Source organism: Borrelia duttonii Ly (assembly GCF_000019685.1).
GTDB lineage: Bacteria > Spirochaetota > Spirochaetia > Borreliales > Borreliaceae > Borrelia > Borrelia duttonii.
This window is the reverse complement of sequence record NC_011247.1, coordinates 1-15,389: the sequence shown is the minus strand read 5'-3', so window position 1 is coordinate 15,389 and position 15,389 is coordinate 1. Positions and strand designations below refer to the sequence as shown.

General features: G+C 27.5%; 13 protein-coding genes and 1 pseudogene. All 14 read left to right on the top strand.

Annotated elements, in window-relative coordinates; translation table 11 throughout:
• The first annotated feature begins 46 nt into the window (after positions 1–46).
• Positions 47–979 (top strand): virulence associated lipoprotein, encoded by a 933-nt coding sequence (locus tag BDU_RS04480; protein WP_012539356.1) that lies wholly within the window; start codon positions 47–49, stop codon positions 977–979.
• Between the two features lie 265 nt (positions 980–1,244).
• The gene (locus tag BDU_RS04475; RefSeq protein ID WP_012539355.1) at positions 1,245–2,183 is read left to right on the top strand and encodes a virulence associated lipoprotein; all 939 of its coding nucleotides are present in this window, start codon (positions 1,245–1,247) and stop codon (positions 2,181–2,183) included.
• A 251-nt stretch (positions 2,184–2,434) separates the two neighbouring features.
• Positions 2,435–3,370: a virulence associated lipoprotein gene (locus BDU_RS04470; RefSeq protein ID WP_012539354.1), complete on the top strand. Its 936-nt coding sequence runs from the start codon at positions 2,435–2,437 to the stop codon at positions 3,368–3,370.
• Between the two features lie 265 nt (positions 3,371–3,635).
• Complete coding sequence (locus tag BDU_RS08240; protein ID WP_012539353.1) at positions 3,636–4,682, top strand: virulence associated lipoprotein; 1,047 nt, start codon at positions 3,636–3,638, stop codon at positions 4,680–4,682.
• Positions 4,683–4,926: 244 nt separating this feature from the next.
• The gene (locus tag BDU_RS04460; RefSeq protein ID WP_041177808.1) at positions 4,927–5,817 is read left to right on the top strand and encodes a virulence associated lipoprotein; all 891 of its coding nucleotides are present in this window, start codon (positions 4,927–4,929) and stop codon (positions 5,815–5,817) included.
• 169 nt (positions 5,818–5,986) lie between these two features.
• Positions 5,987–7,168 carry a virulence associated lipoprotein gene (locus tag BDU_RS04455; RefSeq protein WP_143705845.1) on the top strand — a complete coding sequence of 394 codons (1,182 nt, stop codon included), beginning with the start codon at positions 5,987–5,989 and terminating at the stop codon, positions 7,166–7,168.
• A gap of 242 nt (positions 7,169–7,410) precedes the next feature.
• On the top strand, positions 7,411–8,388 hold the full coding sequence (locus tag BDU_RS04450) for a virulence associated lipoprotein (RefSeq protein ID WP_012539350.1): 978 nt from the start codon (positions 7,411–7,413) through the stop codon (positions 8,386–8,388).
• A gap of 250 nt (positions 8,389–8,638) precedes the next feature.
• The gene (locus tag BDU_RS04445; RefSeq protein WP_012539349.1) at positions 8,639–9,709 is read left to right on the top strand and encodes a virulence associated lipoprotein; all 1,071 of its coding nucleotides are present in this window, start codon (positions 8,639–8,641) and stop codon (positions 9,707–9,709) included.
• Positions 9,710–9,961: 252 nt separating this feature from the next.
• Positions 9,962–11,107, top strand: a complete 1,146-nt coding sequence (locus tag BDU_RS04440) for a virulence associated lipoprotein (protein ID WP_012539348.1) — start codon at positions 9,962–9,964, stop codon at positions 11,105–11,107.
• 229 nt (positions 11,108–11,336) lie between these two features.
• Positions 11,337–11,615: a hypothetical protein gene (locus BDU_RS04435; RefSeq protein WP_143705842.1), complete on the top strand. Its 279-nt coding sequence runs from the start codon at positions 11,337–11,339 to the stop codon at positions 11,613–11,615.
• A gap of 126 nt (positions 11,616–11,741) precedes the next feature.
• Positions 11,742–12,749, top strand: a complete 1,008-nt coding sequence (locus BDU_RS04430) for a virulence associated lipoprotein (RefSeq protein WP_012539346.1) — start codon at positions 11,742–11,744, stop codon at positions 12,747–12,749.
• Positions 12,750–12,877: 128 nt separating this feature from the next.
• Positions 12,878–13,942 (top strand): virulence associated lipoprotein, encoded by a 1,065-nt coding sequence (locus BDU_RS04425; protein WP_012539345.1) that lies wholly within the window; start codon positions 12,878–12,880, stop codon positions 13,940–13,942.
• 115 nt (positions 13,943–14,057) lie between these two features.
• Positions 14,058–14,927 (top strand): virulence associated lipoprotein, encoded by an 870-nt coding sequence (locus BDU_RS04420; protein WP_041177807.1) that lies wholly within the window; start codon positions 14,058–14,060, stop codon positions 14,925–14,927.
• A gap of 93 nt (positions 14,928–15,020) precedes the next feature.
• A pseudogene (locus BDU_RS04415) lies at positions 15,021–15,389 on the top strand (complement regulator-acquiring protein); the annotation flags it as partial.

The window sequence follows — 15,389 nt, the reverse complement described above, 5'->3', positions numbered from 1 at the left end:
ATTGTTAAAAAGTGATAATTAAATTTTATATAATAGGGAGAATATTTTGAAACGCAAAGATTTTATTTTATTTATAATGTTTGTATTTATTTTAATATTGTTATTATTGGTATCGTGTGGACCAAAAAAGTATACTCCTGTTTCTAGTGCTGTGAGGCGAAACGGAGTAGATGGGCCTTTGACAAAGCCTCTATCGCCTGGAGGGCCTCAAGGTGTAACTAATCCTGGAAATGGAGGTGGAGCTGTAAATGATGAGCAAATCTTGAAACAAAAAGAAATTAAAGATATTAAAATTCCTGATAAGGTATTAAAAATATTAGAAACGCATGATGATGAAAATTGGGATGAGGATGCGGCAGGATATAATCTTACAGGTGCCAATCAATTATTTACTAGAGTTAAATATGACGTATTTATTGAAGATAGATTCTTATTTTTCTTATATAATGATGCAACGGATGAAACTAGGGCGCAGGAAAGCAAAGCAGTAAGAAGAGAATTTTATCTGGCTTGTGAGTATAATGCTAATTTTATTAAAGCTTTTGCAGGTGTTGTCAATAAATTAGTTGCTACGGACGAATTAGCTGCTAAAAATGAAGCAGAATTAGAACAGTTTTTGGAAGATGTAAGATCTTATGCTAGATTTTACTATGATGTATATAGTGTCTTAAAAGAAAAACAAAATCAACTTGATGCATTAACTTTAGGACAGTTGCAATGGTTGAAAACTGCATTTTTAGAACTTGAAAAAGAACAACAGGAATTATATGACGTAATACAATTAATTATAAATGATTATAATAAAGATACATCAATTAATTCATCAGAACCAACTCATAATCTAAAAAGTGATGATACCCTTCCTGACGAAATAATAGAATATTGGCAAAAAGACACACACCGCGGCGAATTTGACAGTAAACGTGGTGTTATTTTAAAGATAGCGTCTGAAATTGTAGGTGTGTTGACGTATCTCTAGTAAAGACTAATTATAAATCAAGTAATAAATATTAAATAATACATTAATTTAAACACCAAGGAAAATTTTTCCTTGGTTATTTATCAAAGTGCCTATATATAATTATTAATAGATAATTATTATAATATTGTATAGAATTTAAACTTGACATTAGAATATTACAACTATTATGATAAAGAATAGTTAAAGGTATAAAATAAATTACCAATTTTCAAATTAATTATTAAAAAATGATAATTAAATTTTATATAATAGGGAGAATATTTTGAAACGCAAAGATTTTATTTTATTTATAATGTTTGTATTTATTTTAATATTGTTATTATTGGTATCGTGTGGACCAAAAAAGTATACCCCTGTTTCTAGTGCTGTGAGGCGAGGACCTAACGGTGTAACTGGAGGGACTAATACTAACGGTGTAACTGGAGGGTCTCAAGTTGGAGCTGTAAATGGAGGACTTAACGGTGGAACTGGAACTGGAGATAATGAGCAAATTTTGAAACAAAAAGAAATTGAAAGTATTAAAATTCCTGATAAGGTATTAAAAATATTAGAAACGCATGATGATGAAAATTGGGATGAGGATGCGGCAGGATATAATCTTACAGGTGCCAATCAATTATTTACTAGAGTTAAATATGAAGTAGTTAGTGGGAAATTCTTATATAATGATGCAACGGATGACAAAAGGGCAAAGGTAAGCAAAACAGCAAGAAGAGAATTTTATTTGGCTTGTGAGTATAATGCTAATTTTATTAAAGCTTTTGCAGGTGTTGTCAATAAATTAGTTGCTACGGACGAATTAGCTGCTAAAAATAATGCAGAATTAGAACAGTTTTTTTTGGAAGATGTAAGATCTTATGCTCGATTTTACTATAATGCATATCTTTTCTTAAAAGCAAAACAAAGTAAACTTGATTCATTAACTTTAGAACAGTTGCAATTGTTGAAAGCTAAATTTTTAGAACTTGAAAAAGAACAACAGGAATTATTTGAGGTAATACAATTAATTATAAATGATTATAATAACGATACATCAATTAATTTATTAGAACCAACTCATCATCTAAAAAGTGATGATACCCTTCCTTCCGAGATAATAGAATATTGGAAAAAAGACACACGCCATGGCGACTTTAACAAGAAACGTGGTCGTGTTATACATACAGCGATTATGATTGAAAATTTGTTGAAGGATATCTAGTAAAGACTAATTATAAATCAAGTAATAAATATTAAATAATACCTTAATTTAAACACCAAGGAAAATTTTCCTTGGTTATTTGTCAAAATGCCTATATATAATTATTACTATATTGTATATAGGCAAAACTTGATATGTGAATATTGTAACTATTATGATATAGTAATAGTTAAAAATATAAAATGAATTATTTATTTTAAAATCAATTTTTAAAAAATGATAATTAAATTTTATATAATAGGGAGAATATTTTGAAACGCAAAGATTTTATTTTATTTATAATGTTTGTATTTATTTTAATATTGTTATTATTGGTATCGTGTGGACCCAAAAAAAAGTATACTCCTGTTTCTAGTGCTGTAAGGCGAAACGGAGTAGATGGGCCTTTGACAAAGCCTCTATTGCCTGGAGGGCCTCAAGGTGTAACTAATCCTGGAAATGGAGGTGGAGCTGTAAATGATGAGCAAATCTTGAAACAAAAAGAAATTGAAAGTATTAAAATTCCTGATAAGGTATTAAAAATATTAGAAACGCATGATGATGAAAATTGGGATGAGGATGCGGCAGGATATAATCTTAAAGGTGCCAATCAATTATTTACTAGAGTTAAATATGACGTATTTATTGAAGATAGATTCTTATTTTTCTTATATAATGATGCAACGGATGAAACTAGGGCGCAGGAAAGCAAAGCAGTAAGAAGAGAATTTTATCTGGCTTGTGAGTATAATGCTAATTTTATTAAAGCTTTTGCAGGTGTTGTCAATAAATTAGTTGCTACGGACGAATTAGCTGCTAAAAATGAAGCAGAATTAGAACAGTTTTTGGAAGATGTAAGATCTTATGCTAGATTTTACTATGATGTATATAGTGTCTTAAAAGAAAAACAAAATCAACTTGATGCATTAACTTTAGGACAGTTGCAATGGTTGAAAACTGCATTTTTAGAACTTGAAAAAGAACAACAGGAATTATATGACGTAATACAATTAATTATAAATGATTATAATAAAGATACATCAATTAATTCATCAGAACCAACTCATAATCTAAAAAGTGATGATACCCTTCCTGACGAAATAATAGAATATTGGCAAAAAGACACACACCGCGGCGAATTTGACAGTAAACGTGGTGTTATTTTAAAGATAGCGTCTGAAATTGTAGGTGTGTTGACGTATCTCTAGTAAAGACTAATTATAAATCAAGTAATAAATATTAAATAATACATTAATTTAAACACCAAGGAAAATTTTTCCTTGGTTATTTATCAAAGTGCCTATATATAATTATTAATAGATAATTATTATAATATTGTATAGAATTTAAACTTGACATTAGAATATTACAACTATTATGATAAAGAATAGTTAAAGGTATAAAATAAATTACCAATTTTCAAATTAATTATTAAAAAATGATAATTAAATTTTATGTAATAGGGAGAATATTTTGAAACGCAAAGATTTTATTTTATTTATAATGTTTGTATTTATTTTAATATTGTTATTATTGGTATCGTGTGGACCAAAAAAGTATTTAGTTGCTAAGCTTTTTGGCCTTGCTAAGCCTGTTGCTCCTCCTGATTTTGTTGCCCCTCTTAATCCTGTTACTTTTCCTAAGCCTGTTGCTTCTCCTGAGCCTATTGCTCCTCCTGAGACTTTTGAGCTTGAAGCTAATGATGATGCATATTATGTTGATACAGATGATGAAGATACAGATGATGAAGATACCCCAGAACAAAAAATCCAAAAAAGAGAAGAAATTAAAGATATTAAAAATAAAATTCCTAGCAAAGTATTAAAAATATTAAACACACATGGTCGTGGAACTTGGGATAAGGAGGATCAAAAATTGTCCTTTCGGGTACCGTCAGTAGAAATGGTAGACAGAGTAAACGGTGTAAACGGTAAGCAAGAAATAAAATATTTACTAAGTACTCCTCATGGTTTATTTTACAGACTTAGATATAACGATGGTTCAGGTAGTGTTCCATATACAGACAAAGCACGAAGAAAAGAATTTTATCTAGCCCTTGAATATAATGATTATTATTTGATAGCTTTTATATATATCTATGATAGGCTTTCGTCTAATCCAGCATTTAGTAAGGAAACATTTTTATTGAGAAACAATATGGTTAAAAGATTAAGAAGGTACGCTGTAGCTTATTATATAGATGTATATCAAACTTTAAAAGCCAAAGAAAAAAAACTTGATACATTATCGCTTAAGAATTTGCGACTATTAAAAACCAAATTGACTGAACTTGAATCATCGCAAAAAGAATTAATAGATAAGGTAATACTAAAACTTGCAGCAGATAGCAATAATTTTGACACTATAGTATTTAAATCTATAGAGACCACAGTAAGAAATCTCAGCTTTGACAATTTGTGGTTATATTTTAAAGAAAAGTATGAAAGCTTTGCTTCTAAATATAGTGTTGTTATGGCTCATGCTAAGAAAATTAAAGTTATCTTAAATAAGATTCAGTAAAACATTAATTATAAATTGATTAGATAATTAATTATTAAATTGCTAAACCAAGGAAAAATTTTCCTTGGTTATTCATTAAAGCATTATAAATAATTATTATGATATTATATTAAATTTAAACTTGACATTAGAATATTTTAAGTATTATTCTTAATTAAGAATAATACTTAAAATATTCTTTTTTTAAATAAATTTTTAAAGATTGATAATTAAATTTTTTATGTTTTATAACAGGGAGAATATTGTGAAAATAAAAAATTTTATTTTATTTATGATATTTATATTTATTTTAGTAAGTTTATTATTGGTGTCGTGTGGTCCAAAAAAGGAAGAATTGCTTACTGATGGATCTCAGGACGGAGCTACGCTGCAATATGTTGAAGAAACTTTGGAACAAAGGATGCAAAAGGAAAAAGAAATTGAAGAGATTGAAAGTAAGTTTCTTGGTGGAGTAGCACAAGTATTAAAATTACATAATGATAATAAATATGATATTGTCGATTGGGAGCGTAGGAAGATTGTGCCAGGCTTACTTGGTGTTATTATAAAATTGCCATTAGGTAATTACTTTGATACATATGATTTAGGTGAATTTTATAATTTATTTTACAAGCTTAAATATAGTAAAGATTTAAAATCAAGGCGTAAATTTTACCTAGCTTTTGAATATAATGATGATCTTTTAAAACCTTTTGCATATGTTTATGGTATATTGTCTTATGATGTTGCTAATAAATTATCTGATGCTTATCAAAACAAGGATAAGATACTTGAATTAAAAAACAGTATAGTTAGCAGATTAATAAATTATGCTAAAGCTTATTATATAGATGTGTATAAAGCCTTAGAAGCTAAAAAAGATAGGCTTGATTTACTATTGTTGGAAGATGTACGATTATTAAAAAGCAAATTAAGTGAAATTGAATTGGCAAAACAAAAATTAAGAACTGATGTAATACAAAATTTTGTAAATGGTTGTAAACAGTATGAGCCATATGGTTTAAGCCCGAAGCACAATGTATGGCTATATCTTAAAGATAAGTTTAAGGAAGACTTTGAGACTAAATGTGATGCTGTTATAGCTTTAGCTGCTGACATTAAAGAGATCTTTGAGAAGATTCCGGTAAAGGATTAATTGAAATTCTATAAATAATCATTATAATATTATATCAAGTTTAAACTTGATATATAAATATGTTAGATGTTATTATTAAGTAATATCTAACATTGTAAAGTTAATTGTCAATTTTTAGATTGGGTGTTAAAGATTAATAATTAATTTTTGTATTATGGGGGAGAATATTTTGAAGAGAAAGAATTTTATTCTATTTATAATATTTATATTTATTTTAATAAGTGTATTACTGGTATCGTGTGGTCCCAAAAAAAAGTATGTCCCTGTTGCTAGTGTTATGAGACAAAGAAGAGTGGATGTGCCTTTTAAAAAATCACCATTTGGTGTTGCATCTAAAGGTTTAATTGATTCTGGAGTTTCTGTTGACTCTCCTGGTGCTACTGCTGCTCCTGGTGCTACTGCTGTTCCTGCTGCTCCTGCTCCTGGTGCTACTGCTGTTCCTGCTCCTGGTGCTCCTGCTCCCGATGCTCCTGGTGTTTCTCCTGCTCCCGATGCTCCTGGTGTTTCTCCTGCTCCCGATGCTCCTGGTGTTTCTCCTGCTCCCGATGCTCCTGCTGCTCCTGGTGCTCCTGCTCCTGATGATGTTGATCCTGCTGATGAAACCCCAGAACAAAGGATGCAAAAAGAAAAACAAAAAAAGATTGGAGAGATTAAAAGTGGAATTCTTAGCGTAGCAAAACATCTGTCAACATATGATGGTTTTTTAAATCATTATGAGGCTTGGAGTAGGAGTAATATTATTCCAGCCTTTTCTGGTTTTCGTGCAATAGATCTGTTGTATAATAGGTTATATAATTTAAACATGCCTCGTAGTTTATTTTTTAAACTTACATATGAGGATTCAACTGGTTCAACAGAATATCTTGCCTCATATAAAGGTACTCTATTAGTGCGCAAATTTTGCCTAGCCCTTGAATATGATGATAATCTTTTGAGACCTTTTGTATATGTTTATGGTAAATTATCTTATGCTCAACGAAACACGGATGAAATACTTACAGTAAAAAACAATATAGTTAAAAGATTAATAAAGTATGCTGAAGCTTATTATATAAATGTATATAGAACTTTAAGGAGTAAAGCAAATAGACTTAATGTACTATCTTTGGAAGAGATACGATTATTAAAAAGCAAATTGAGTGAAATTGAAATTGCTAAAGAAGAAGTAAAAGCCAAAATAATACAAAACTTTGTAGAAGGTTGTAAGCAGTATGAGCCATATAGTATAGATTCGAAACACGATGTATGGCCATATCTTAGAGATACGTTTAATGAAGACTTTGATACTAAATGTGATGTTGTTGTAGCTTTAGCTGATGAAATTAAAAAGATCTTGGATAATATTTGGTAAAAATTAATTGTAAATTGATTAAATAATTAAGTGAAACAAATATAAATGCATAAACCAAGGGAAATTCTTATTTGGTTATTTATTGAAGTACTATATATAATTATTATAATATCATATATAGCAAACTTGACGTATGCATATGATTAATATTATTATTAAATAATATCAAAATTATCACTTTTTTAAGTTTATTTTTAAAGATTAATAATTAAATTTTTATATTTTATGATAGGGAGAATATTTTGAAAAGAAAAAATTTTATTCTATTTAGAATATTTGTATTTATTTTAATAAGTATATTATTGGTATCGTGTGGACCAACAAAGTATTTTCCTATTGCTAGTGTTATAAAGAAGAGAAAAGAAGATGGAGCTTCTCAAAAATTGCCATTTGGTGTTGTTCTTAAAGCTTTAACTGATCCTTTGAAACCTATTGTTCCTATAGTTGACTCTCTAGTTGATGATGAAACTTTAGTACAAAGAATGTACAAAGAAAGAGCAATTGAAGAGATTAAAGGTGATATTCCTTTTGGATTAGAAAAAATATTAGAAATGCATGATCATGTTGGAACGGAGATAAATGATAAATTGATTATTATACAGTTTCAAGGTCATTTTTTAGTAAAAACGTTTGGTTATTTTGTTGGTGAAGAGAAGTGGCTTGTTCGGGCTGAGTATCCCGTGGGGGCTCTCTCTACTTTATTTTGGGGCCTTACGTATGATGATGCTTTGGAATATTTAGAAGGAGATAACTTTGAATTACTAAAAGAATTTTACTTAGCTCTTGAATATAATGATAATCTTTTGAGACCTTTTGTATATGTTTATGGTAAATTATCGTATGCTCAACGAAACACGGATGAAATACTTACAGTAAAAAACAATATAGTTAAAAGATTAAGAAATTATGCTAAAGCTTATTATATAGATGTATATAAATCTTTATTAGCTAAAAAAGATAGACTTGATAAACTATCGCTAAAAAATGTAAGATTCTTAAAAGGCAAATTGAATGAACTTGAATTGGCAAAACAAGAGTTAAGAACTAATGTAATACAACAATTTGTAGATGGTTGTAGGGAGTATGTGCTATCTAGTATAGATTCGAAACACGATGTATGGCCATATCTTAGAGATACGTTTAATGAAGACTTTGATACTAAGTGTGATGTTGTTATAAGGCATGCTTTAGACATTAAGGATATCTTGGATAAAATTTAATAAATATTAATTGTATTTAATTATTTAATTAAATACAATTAATATTAAGTGCATAAACCAAGGGAAATTCTTTCTTAGTTATTTATTGAAGTACTATGTATAATTATTATAATATTGTGTAGAGTTTCAATTTGACATATATATATTTTTTTTAATATTATTATCAAATAATATATAAAATTATAAATTTTTTAGTTGATTGTTTAAAGATTAATGATGAAATTTTTAATTTTATAATAAGGAGAATATTTTGAAACACAAAAATTTTATTCTATTTATAGCGTTTATATTTGTTTTAATAAGTGTATTACTGGTATCGTGTGGGCCCAAAAAAAAGTATGCGCCTGTTGCTAGTGTTATGAGACAAAGAAATTTGGATATGTCTTTTAAAAAACCATCATTTGGTGTTACACCTAGAGGTTTAACTGGTCCTGCTGATGGTGAAGATCTTGTTGATGGTGAAGAGTTTGATGATGATGAAGAGTTTAATTCTTATTTTAAGGATCCTGATAATGAAAATTCAGAAGAAAGTATGCAAAAAGAAAAAGAAATTAAAGAGATTAAAGGTAAAATTTCTGTAGAAGTAAAAGAAATATTAAAAACACATGTTCTTGCTGGAACTGATGTGAGTAAGAAATTGATTGTGCCGGAGTTTAATGGTCATTTTTTAATAAAACATTTGGGTTATTTTTTTAGTCAAAAGGATCTTGGCCAGGGTTCGCGTAATTTAGGCGTTCTCTCTACTTTATTTTGGGGCCTTGCATGTCAGTATGGTAGTTTAGATTATGATGCTTTAGAATATTTGGAAGAAGAAGCAGGAGACAACTTAGAATTACAGAAAGAATTTTATCTAGCTCTTGAATATAATGATGATCTTTTGAAACCTTTTGCATATGTTTATGGCAAATTATCTTATGATGTTTCTAATGGATCATCTTATGATGAACAAACCTTGTTGGCAATATTGAAACTAAAGCATAATATAGTTGATAGATTAAGAGATTATGCTAAAGCTTATTATGTAGATGTATATCAATCTTTATTAGATAAAGAAGATAAACTTAATGATAAATTATCGCTAAAAGGTGTCAGGTTTTTAAAAAGCAAATTGGATGAAATTGAATTGGCAAAACAAGAAGTAAGAACTAATGTAATACAACAATTTGTAAATGGTGTTAAGAAGTATGAGCCATATAGTTTAGATTCAAAACACGATGTATGGCCACATCTTAGAGATACGTTTAATGACGACTTTCAGACTAAATATGATGCTGTTATAATGATTTCTGAACAAATTAAGGATATCTTGGATAATGTCTAGTAAAGACTAATTGTAAATTAATTAAATAATTTAATACAATAAATATAAATGCATAAACCAATGAAAATTTTTCCTTGGTTATTTATTGAATTACTATAAATAATTATTATAATATTGTGTAGAGTTTCAATTTGACATGTATATATATATTTTTTAATATTATTATCAAATAATATATAAAATTATAAATTTTTTAGTTGATTGTTTAAAGATTAATGATGAAATTTTTAATTTTATAATAGGGAGAATATTTTGAAACACAAAAATTTTATTCTATTTATAGCGTTTATATTTGTTTTAATAAGTGTATTACTGGTATCGTGTGGGCCCAAAAAAAAGTATGCGCCTGTTGCTAGTGTTATGAGACAAAGAAGAGTGGATGTGCCTTTTAAAAAACCATCATTTGGTGTTACACCTAGAGGTTTAACTGATTCTGGAATTTCTGTTGACTCTCCTGGTGCTCCTGCTCCTGCTGCTCCTGCTGCTTCTGCTCCTGGAGCTCCTGCTGTTCCTGCTCCTGGTGTTTCTTCTGCTCCTGATGATCCTGATGATGTTGATCCTGTTGATGGTGAAGAGTTTGATTCTTATTTTAGGGATCCTGATAATGAAACTCCAGAAGAAAGTATGCAAAAAGAAAAAGAAATTAAAGAGATTGAAGGTAAAATTCCTGTAGAAGTAAAAGAAATATTAAAAAAAAATTATTTTTCTGGAACTGAGGTGGGAAAGAGGTTGATTATTCCAGAGTTTGATGGTTATTTTTTAATAATACCGATTTTTGCTAATAGTAATGCAAAAACGCAGGTTGTTGATTTTAAGTATAAATTGGGAGTTATCTCTACTTTATTTTGTGATCTAAAGGCAAATTACGGTGTTGAGAGTGAATATTTAGCAAGAGACAACTTCGAATTACAGAAAGAATTTTATCTAGCTCTTGAATATAATGATGATCTTTTTAAACCTTTTGCATATGTTTATGGCAAATTGTCTTATGATATTTTTAATAGATCATCTTATGATAAGCAAACTATTGATGAAATCATTGAAAAAAAAATCTATATAGTTGAAAACTTAAGAGATTATGCTAGAGCTTATTATGTAGATGTATATCAATTTTTATTAGGTAGAGAAGGTGAACTTAATTTTGCATTATCGCTAAAAGGTGTAAGGTTCTTAAAAAGCAAATTGGATGAAATTGAATCGGCAAAACAAGAATTAAGAACTAATGTAATACAACGATTTGTAAATGATGTTAAGAAGTATGAGCCATATAGTTTAGATTCGAAACACGATCTATGGCCATATCTTAGAGATACGTTTAATGAAGACTTTAAGACTAAATTTGATGATCTTATAAAGATTTATAAAAAAATTAAGAAGGTCTTGGATGAGGTCTACTAAAGACTAATTTTACATTAATTAAATAATTAAATACAATAAATATAAATGCATAAACCAAGGGAAATTCTTCCTTGGTTATTTATTGAATTACTATAGATAATTATTATAATATTGTGTAAAGTTAAACTTGACATCCTGATGCAACAGCCATATAATGTCATTTAATGATGATTTTAATTAATGTTTAAATATAAACAATCAGTTTATTTTGAAAAATAGGGAGAATATTTTGAAAAATAGTCTTTTTATTATATTAGCTTTAATAAATTTAATTGCATGTGATTCAAATTTGACCTATGAAAATATAAACCAAAAAGCACGTCAAGTAAGGGAAGAACTTAAGCGAAGAGAGGCAAAAGAAAAAATGGAATCACAAGAAGTATTAAAAAGGGCACTAACATTAATTCCAGAAGATGAAAAAACAGTACAAGATAGAATGAGACGACAAGAAGAGCTAAGAACAAAAGTATCAAAAGGAGTCTATAGTATAACATTTGCAATACCATAGAAAACATCAAGAATATTAAGGCATGTATCAGAAAAATAACTAAGGGGATAATTAGATAATTATTTTGCTAGCATTAAATTGATTAAAGATTGATGAATTGAATTTTTTTATAATAAGGAGAATATTTTGAGACATAAATTATCTATTATATCTACATTAATTTCTGTTATTACTTTAACTTGTAAGATGAATCTGAAGAATATTGAGGAGTTGGAACAGGCAATAAAAATAATAAAAGATGCTAAACAAATAGCATTAAAAGCACAAGAGATAAAAGCAAATACGGAATTAGACATTCAAATAAAAACGATAGAAGCAGAAGCAGAATTAGAGGCACAGAAAATTGCCAAAGAAGAAGAGGCAACAGAAGAGAACATAAAACAGGCACTTGTAAATTTAAGACAAATAAAATTGAATGATATAAATCAAGAAATAGAACATATACGACTAACAATAAAACAACAGCAAGAGGAGACAACAAGAGAAGAGAACCTTATTATAAAACAAAATATCATTAATCAGTTGAAGCTTAAAATTTTAGATAAACAGACATTATTAAATATATACAGAGATATCAATTGGCCTGAACCTGATGATCACTTTAAAATGACAGATAAGGTTACAAACGATCGACCATTTAATTATATCAGTTATAACAAAGAAGATGCCTTAGATAAGAGTATAAGTCTTGCAGATGATCATAATTCTAATAATAGAAGAAAAATTTACTTACTTTTTAAGTACAATAGGCAAAATATTCAAGAATATGGTGATATTTTGCATTCATTAAAAAATATTGATTATAAGAGCATTGCACAAAATATCCTTGGTGCAATAATTGATCATTCTAAGTATTATTATGAAATCGCAATATTTACACTGTATGATAAACAGGCCAATCTTAATTTGTTAAATATCGAACAATTGAGTACATTGCAAAAAATATTTGGTGATCTTGAAAAACAAAATCAAGATTTTGAAGATTATTTGAATGAAATCCGTTTTGATTACCATAAAAATGAATTGCACAATTTCAAAATAAATGTAGTTACACATACTTTGCAATTGTTATATATCAATGTTATTCTGAGAAATCTTGTTCAAAGATTCAAAACAATTGTGGATGAAATTTGATAAAACTCTGCTTAAATTTTTTGAAATCTTGATATTAAACATTAACAAATGTATAATGCCATTTGATAAGTATTGATCAAATAATAATTATCGATAGATAACTTGTTTTTGAAAATAGGGAGAATATTTTGAGTCATAAAATACCTATTATCTTCATATTAATTGCTGTTACTATTTTGACTTGTAAGGCAAATTTTGAGAGAGTTGCAAAACTAGAACAAGCATTAAGAGAGATAGAATTGCAAACAATAGAACAAACGAGAAAAAATAAAGTAGAAGTGAGTGAGATATCAGGACAACAAAAAAGCACAGCATTAAAGACAAACGTAATACTAGATAAAATAGATTCATTAGCAATAAGTACAATTAGCAAATTAAAGGAACTAACTCAAAAAGAACAAGATTTAAAAACTCACAAAGAAGATTTAACAAAAGAAAAGAAAAGAATAGAAGAACAAGCAAAACAAAATTTGCAACAAAGACAACAACAAGTTGAGCTTGAAGAAGCAAAAATTGAACTAAAACAGAAAATTCAAGATATTCAAAAATCATTAATCTTATACAAAAATAATTATTACAATGAACCTATTGATCAATTTGGAATGCATGATAGCAATAATCATAGTTATGCATTTGATTTGGCTGAAACACTATATTTAAAATACTCTGATCAGAAAAGTCAAGAATATAGGCATAAAATTTATCTACTATTTGATTATAATGACGCTTATATTAGATCTCTTGGTGAATTTCTTAACAAAATGGCTCAAAATATTGTATTAGAGTCTGAGTTTCCATCTAAAATGAGTTTACAATTTGTGTCACAGAATGAAGAAGTGAAAAATTTATTACAAAAAATATTATCTAATATTGATCAATATTTTGAATTATACTTTCACACTGCATTTGATATATCAGAAAATCAACAATCAGAAATTGATTCCTTAACACTTGATGATATCAAAACACTAAACAATATATTTGATGAACGTAGAAAAATAAACGATTATTGCAAAATATTTGTAAAGAAAATTTATGAGGATTTTCAAGATGATAAAGACGAAATCAGAACTGGTGAAATTACGAAATTAATGGAATATATTAAAAAAATTATGTATGATCAAAAATTTTTAGATATATCTCAAAGTTTAAAAATGTTCATTGGGAAAGTTGAAAATTATAATTTAAAATAAAATATAAATTTTATTCTTGATATTAAATTTTAATAGATGTATAATGCCTAGAAACAAGTGCTCTTGGATCATAATAACTGATAGTTAGTTTGTTTTAAAACATAAGGAGAATATTTTGCGTTATAACTTGTCTGGTGCATTTATTTTAATCAATTTAATTGCAATAACTACTTTAACATGCAAGCAAAATATTGAATCATTTAAAAAATTAAAAGAAGAGCTAAGGGAAGCAGAAAATATAAGAAATAATCTGGAAATTTATACTAAAAATGCACATACAGATGAAATTCGACAAAAAAAAATTATAGTAGCTAAATTGAGAGACAAAATTATAAGATCTAAATATACATTGCAGACATATACAAAGAATGATGATTGGATAGAAGATCATGTTTTGTATGGTGTTGATAATCAACAAGTATTTAAGATAGCCAAAGATTACTATAATGGCGAGGTTTATGCAAGTCGTAACAACAGAAGTTCCAGAAAGTTAATTTATTTAGCATTGGAGTATCGACGACTTGCTATTATTAACTTTGAGATAATCCTAAATAAGTTGGCAGAAAAAGCAAATATCAATATTACTTATAAACAAAATGAATATGATGTTAATACGGAATATAATGTATTAATAGAAGATATTTTAACTTCATTTAAAAAATATGCCCACAATTATTTTGAAATTGCATTAATACCATTATCTCAAAAACAAAAAGATCTTTATTACTTAAGTTTAAAAGATTTGCAACGACTTAAAGATAAATTTGATGAACTTCAAAAAATAAGAGATGCTGGTAAAGTATATGTAATGACAATTTATAAAGACTTTCAAAATAATAAAGATAATATTAAAGATGGTGATGCTATCCATTTAAAAAATTATATAAATAATATGAAGTATAAATATAAATTTAAAAAATTAGCAGATAAAGCAGAAGAACTGTCATATCAAATTAGTCAAATTTTAGATGTAAAAAAAGTGTAAATATAATGATAAAATAATAATGTTGCTGATGTTTGATTTGCAATAATAAGTGATTGTAAGTTGCTTGTAAGTATTAAAATAAGGGGGAATATTTTGAAAAAAATTTTGTTTATTAAAATAATATCATTTATAATTTTAACTATTTTAATTGCTTGTAACTCAAGTCTTAAATCAAATTATGAAACACCAAGTCATGCTATGCAAAAAGATATCTTTATAATAAGACCTAGTCTATCAAATAGCATAGCTGTAAAAAAGATTTTAATAAACAAAATCAAAAGTAAAATTCAAACTTCCCTTGATTTAATGGGACAACATGAACAAGATATTATAAGAGAATCTGTCAAACAACTTGGAATACAATGTACCATTTTTGATGAAGTTTATTATGACAGTCTAATACATAAGACAGGCAAAAAAAGGTCTATAGATAAAAATAAAATCAAATTATTTTATGCATCT